Annotated in this window: 2 tRNA genes and 3 rRNA genes; all 5 read right to left on the reverse strand. The window is 51.9% G+C overall.

Annotated elements, in window-relative coordinates:
* Positions 1–54 precede the first annotated feature (54 nt).
* The 5 genes from rrf to QT992_RS32865 all read right to left on the reverse strand — a co-directional run bounded on the left by rrf (position 55) and on the right by QT992_RS32865 (position 5,256).
* Positions 55–170: ribosomal RNA gene (gene rrf / locus QT992_RS32845) — 5S ribosomal RNA — on the reverse strand.
* A 131-nt stretch (positions 171–301) separates the two neighbouring features.
* Positions 302–3,192: ribosomal RNA gene (locus QT992_RS32850) — 23S ribosomal RNA — on the reverse strand.
* A 253-nt stretch (positions 3,193–3,445) separates the two neighbouring features.
* Positions 3,446–3,521, reverse strand: a tRNA-Ala gene (locus QT992_RS32855).
* A 30-nt stretch (positions 3,522–3,551) separates the two neighbouring features.
* A tRNA-Ile gene (locus tag QT992_RS32860) sits at positions 3,552–3,628 on the reverse strand.
* Between the two features lie 91 nt (positions 3,629–3,719).
* Positions 3,720–5,256: ribosomal RNA gene (locus QT992_RS32865) — 16S ribosomal RNA — on the reverse strand.
* The 16S, 23S and 5S rRNA genes sit together here with 2 tRNA genes alongside, the layout of an rRNA operon.
* Positions 5,257–5,721: the final 465 nt, after the last annotated feature.

The raw sequence follows: 5,721 nt of genomic DNA on the forward strand, positions 1-5,721 counted from the left end.
AGCGCAAAAGCAAACCCCCGACCTGCTTGCGCGGGTCGGGGGTTTGGGAAAGGAGCTTGACGATGACCTACTCTCACATGGGGAAACCCCACACTACCATCGGCGATGCGTCGTTTCACTACTGAGTTCGGGATGGGATCAGGTGGTTCCAACGCTCTATGGTCGTCAAGCAATTCAGTTGCTGCCTCGGGGTTTAGCCGCTGCAGCCAATTGGGTATGTGATCAAGGTATTGCGTGTTCGTGCAGATTTTCGGTTTTACTGTCGACTTACCGTCTAACAGCCAAATTGTTTGGGTGTTATATGGTCAAGCCTCACGGGCAATTAGTATTGGTTAGCTCAACGCCTCACAGCGCTTACACACCCAACCTATCAACGTCGTAGTCTTCGACGGCCCTTCAGGGAGCTCAAGGCTCCAGTGAGATCTCATCTTGAGGCAAGTTTCCCGCTTAGATGCTTTCAGCGGTTATCTCTTCCGAACGTAGCTACCCGGCAATGCCACTGGCGTGACAACCGGAACACCAGAGGTTCGTCCACTCCGGTCCTCTCGTACTAGGAGCAGCCCCTCTCAAATCTCAAACGTCCACGGCAGATAGGGACCGAACTGTCTCACGACGTTCTAAACCCAGCTCGCGTACCACTTTAAATGGCGAACAGCCATACCCTTGGGACCGGCTTCAGCCCCAGGATGTGATGAGCCGACATCGAGGTGCCAAACACCGCCGTCGATATGAACTCTTGGGCGGTATCAGCCTGTTATCCCCGGAGTACCTTTTATCCGTTGAGCGATGGCCCTTCCATACAGAACCACCGGATCACTAAGACCTACTTTCGTACCTGCTCGACGTGTCTGTCTCGCAGTCAAGCGCGCTTTTGCCTTTATACTCTACGACCGATTTCCGACCGGTCTGAGCGCACCTTCGTACTCCTCCGTTACTCTTTAGGAGGAGACCGCCCCAGTCAAACTACCCACCATACACTGTCCTCGATCCGGATAACGGACCAGAGTTAGAACCTCAAAGTTGCCAGGGTGGTATTTCAAGGATGGCTCCACGCGAACTGGCGTCCACGCTTCAAAGCCTCCCACCTATCCTACACAAGCAAATTCAAAGTCCAGTGCAAAGCTATAGTAAAGGTTCACGGGGTCTTTCCGTCTAGCCGCGGATACACTGCATCTTCACAGCGATTTCAATTTCACTGAGTCTCGGGTGGAGACAGCGCCGCCATCGTTACGCCATTCGTGCAGGTCGGAACTTACCCGACAAGGAATTTCGCTACCTTAGGACCGTTATAGTTACGGCCGCCGTTTACCGGGGCTTCGATCAAGAGCTTCGCTTGCGCTAACCCCATCAATTAACCTTCCGGCACCGGGCAGGCGTCACACCCTATACGTCCACTTTCGTGTTTGCAGAGTGCTGTGTTTTTAATAAACAGTCGCAGCGGCCTGGTATCTTCGACCGGCATGGGCTTACGTAGTAAATACTTCACCCTCACCGGCGCACCTTCTCCCGAAGTTACGGTGCCATTTTGCCTAGTTCCTTCACCCGAGTTCTCTCAAGCGCCTTGGTATTCTCTACCCAACCACCTGTGTCGGTTTGGGGTACGGTTCCTAGTTACCTGAAGCTTAGAGGCTTTTCCTGGAAGCATGGCATCAACCACTTCGCTTTCTAAAAGAAAGCTCGTCATCAGCTCTCGGCATTAAGATCCCGGATTTACCTAAGATCTCTGCCTACCACCTTAAACAAGGACAACCAACGCCTTGCTGGCCTAGCCTTCTCCGTCCCCCCATCGCAGTAACTAGAAGTACGGGAATATTAACCCGTTTCCCATCGACTACGCTCTTCAGCCTCGCCTTAGGGACCGACTCACCCTGCGTCGATTAACGTTGCGCAGGAACCCTTGGTCTTTCGGCGTGCGAGTTTTTCACTCGCATTGTCGTTACTCATGTCAGCATTCGCACTTCTGATACCTCCAGCCAGCTTCTCAACTGACCTTCACAGGCTTACAGAACGCTCCTCTACCGCTCAACTTGCGTTGAACCCGTAGCTTCGGTACCTGGTTTGAGCCCCGTTACATCTTCCGCGCAGGCCGACTCGACTAGTGAGCTATTACGCTTTCTTTAAAGGGTGGCTGCTTCTAAGCCAACCTCCTAGCTGTCTAAGCCTTCCCACATCGTTTCCCACTTAACCAGGATTTTGGGACCTTAGCTGACGGTCTGGGTTGTTTCCCTTTTCACGACGGACGTTAGCACCCGCCGTGTGTCTCCCGTGCTGACACTTGCTGGTATTCGGAGTTTGCATCGGTTTGGTAAGTCGGGATGACCCCCTAGCCGAAACAGTGCTCTACCCCCAGCAGTGATACACGAGGCGCTACCTAAATAGCTTTCGAGGAGAACCAGCTATCTCCGAGCTTGATTAGCCTTTCACTCCGATCCACAGGTCATCCGCTAACTTTTCAACGGTAGTCGGTTCGGTCCTCCAGTCAGTGTTACCTAACCTTCAACCTGCCCATGGATAGATCGCCCGGTTTCGGGTCTATTCCCAGCGACTAGACGCCCTATTAAGACTCGCTTTCGCTACGCCTCCCCTATTCGGTTAAGCTCGCCACTGAAAATAAGTCGCTGACCCATTATACAAAAGGTACGCAGTCACCTAACAAAGTAGGCTCCCACTGCTTGTACGCATACGGTTTCAGGTTCTATTTCACTCCCCTCTCCGGGGTTCTTTTCGCCTTTCCCTCACGGTACTGGTTCACTATCGGTCAGTCAGTAGTATTTAGCCTTGGAGGATGGTCCCCCCATATTCAGACAAAGTTTCTCGTGCTCCGTCCTACTCGATTTCACTTCTAAGATCCTTTCGCGTACAGGGCTATCACCCACTATGGCCGCACTTTCCAGAGCGTTCCGCTAAAATCAAAGAAGCTTAAGGGCTAATCCCCGTTCGCTCGCCACTACTAAGGGAATCTCGGTTGATTTCTTTTCCTCAGGGTACTTAGATGTTTCAGTTCCCCTGGTTCGCCTCACACACCTATGTATTCAGTGTGTGATAACCATCTTATGATGGCTGGGTTCCCCCATTCAGACATCTCCGGATCAAAGTCTGTTTGCCGACTCCCCGAAGCTTTTCGCAGGCTACCACGTCTTTCATCGCCTCTGACTGCCAAGGCATCCACCGTATGCGCTTCTTCACTTGACCATATAACCCCAAGCAATCTGGTTACTGTCTATAACGTGAAGACGACATTCGCCGAAAATTTGCATAGAGAACACGCAAATTTTACCTTGACTTGAATAACCACCAGTGAAAGTGATCACTCAAATCTACTTCTATCACATACCCAAATTTTTAAAGAACAGTTCTGGCGCAAAGACCAGAAATCAATACCCTCACACACCATCAGATGCGCAAGCAGCACTCATTTCTGAGCTTTCAGCGATTGTCGAGTTAATGGTGGAGCCAAGGAGGATCGAACTCCTGACCTCCTGCGTGCAAAGCAGGCGCTCTCCCAGCTGAGCTATGGCCCCATCTACAGATCGGCCACATCCCATGACAATTGGTGGGTCTGGGCAGATTCGAACTGCCGACCTCACCCTTATCAGGGGTGCGCTCTAACCAACTGAGCTACAGACCCAATCGTCTCTCTCGGGTCGAAACCCAATCGCTTTTCGCTAGTGAATCAAGCAATTCGTGTGGGAGCTTATGAAGAAGCTGAAGTCTTCGATTAAGGAGGTGATCCAGCCGCAGGTTCCCCTACGGCTACCTTGTTACGACTTCACCCCAGTCATGAATCACTCCGTGGTAACCGTCCCCCCGAAGGTTAGACTAGCTACTTCTGGAGCAACCCACTCCCATGGTGTGACGGGCGGTGTGTACAAGGCCCGGGAACGTATTCACCGTGACATTCTGATTCACGATTACTAGCGATTCCGACTTCACGCAGTCGAGTTGCAGACTGCGATCCGGACTACGATCGGTTTTATGGGATTAGCTCCACCTCGCGGCTTGGCAACCCTTTGTACCGACCATTGTAGCACGTGTGTAGCCCAGGCCGTAAGGGCCATGATGACTTGACGTCATCCCCACCTTCCTCCGGTTTGTCACCGGCAGTCTCCTTAGAGTGCCCACCTTAACGTGCTGGTAACTAAGGACAAGGGTTGCGCTCGTTACGGGACTTAACCCAACATCTCACGACACGAGCTGACGACAGCCATGCAGCACCTGTGTCAGAGTTCCCGAAGGCACCAATCCATCTCTGGAAAGTTCTCTGCATGTCAAGGCCTGGTAAGGTTCTTCGCGTTGCTTCGAATTAAACCACATGCTCCACCGCTTGTGCGGGCCCCCGTCAATTCATTTGAGTTTTAACCTTGCGGCCGTACTCCCCAGGCGGTCGACTTAATGCGTTAGCTGCGCCACTAAGATCTCAAGGATCCCAACGGCTAGTCGACATCGTTTACGGCGTGGACTACCAGGGTATCTAATCCTGTTTGCTCCCCACGCTTTCGCACCTCAGTGTCAGTATTAGCCCAGGTGGTCGCCTTCGCCACTGGTGTTCCTTCCTATATCTACGCATTTCACCGCTACACAGGAAATTCCACCACCCTCTGCCATACTCTAGCTCGCCAGTTTTGGATGCAGTTCCCAGGTTGAGCCCGGGGCTTTCACATCCAACTTAACGAACCACCTACGCGCGCTTTACGCCCAGTAATTCCGATTAACGCTTGCACCCTTCGTATTACCGCGGCTGCTGGCACGAAGTTAGCCGGTGCTTATTCTGTCGGTAACGTCAAAACAGCAAGGTATTAGCTTACTGCCCTTCCTCCCAACTTAAAGTGCTTTACAATCCGAAGACCTTCTTCACACACGCGGCATGGCTGGATCAGGCTTTCGCCCATTGTCCAATATTCCCCACTGCTGCCTCCCGTAGGAGTCTGGACCGTGTCTCAGTTCCAGTGTGACTGATCATCCTCTCAGACCAGTTACGGATCGTCGCCTTGGTGAGCCTTTACCTCACCAACTAGCTAATCCGACCTAGGCTCATCTGATAGCGCAAGGCCCGAAGGTCCCCTGCTTTCTCCCGTAGGACGTATGCGGTATTAGCGTTCCTTTCGAAACGTTGTCCCCCACTACCAGGCAGATTCCTAGGCATTACTCACCCGTCCGCCGCTGAATCAGAGAGCAAGCTCTCTTCATCCGCTCGACTTGCATGTGTTAGGCCTGCCGCCAGCGTTCAATCTGAGCCATGATCAAACTCTTCAGTTCAATACTGCTTGGGTTTTGAGAAAACCCTAAACTTGGCTCAGCAATCGCAAATCTCTTTACAAGTAAAGAGTAACTCTCGAATAAACGAGTGTTGCTTTGTGATGCTGATAATCTATCTGACCATCAGTCTTACATTCACAAGCACCCACACGAATTGCTTGATTCAGTTGTTAAAGAGCGTTTCGATCAAGCCTTTCGTCTCAACCGAGGCCGCGCATTCTACAGCAGCCTTGTTACCTGTCAAGCTGTTTTTGAAGAATTTTTCGTTTCCTCTCAACCGCTTGCGCTTTCGATCAACTCTCATCTCTCGTCAGCGGGAGGCGAATCATACAGCGTTCAAAACCGCTGTCAACCACCTCTTTCAACCGCTTCCGATCAACCTGACCGAAGCCACCAACAGAGATCAACCACCACCCTGTCAGCCCGGCGCATTCTACTCGAATTCGCCATCCGTGCAACCCTTTT

The sequence above is a fragment of the Microcoleus sp. T3_D1 genome (assembly GCF_036700405.1).
Lineage (GTDB): Bacteria > Cyanobacteriota > Cyanobacteriia > Cyanobacteriales > Microcoleaceae > Microcoleus.